The sequence below is a fragment of the Salinicola sp. MH3R3-1 genome (assembly GCF_001937155.1).
Classification (GTDB): Bacteria; Pseudomonadota; Gammaproteobacteria; order Pseudomonadales; family Halomonadaceae; genus Salinicola; species Salinicola halophyticus.
The window spans coordinates 1-263 of record NZ_MSDP01000113.1; the positions used below are offsets into that span (position 1 = coordinate 1).

1 rRNA gene is annotated in these 263 nt (G+C 51.7%); it reads left to right on the top strand.

Annotated elements, in window-relative coordinates:
- Positions 1–263: ribosomal RNA gene (locus BTW08_RS18625) — 16S ribosomal RNA — on the top strand; the annotation flags it as partial.

Below are 263 nucleotides of genomic sequence, written 5' to 3' on the forward strand. Positions count from 1 at the left end.
GCTAGCGTTGTTCGGAATTACTGGGCGTAAAGCGCACGTAGGCGGTTATTCAAGTCAGAGGTGAAATCCCGGGGCTCAACCCCGGAACTGCCTTTGAAACTAGATAGCTAGAATCTTGGAGAGGCGAGTGGAATTCCGAGTGTAGAGGTGAAATTCGTAGATATTCGGAAGAACACCAGTGGCGAAGGCGACTCGCTGGACAAGTATTGACGCTGAGGTGCGAAAGCGTGGGGAGCAAACAGGATTAGATACCCCAGTAGTCC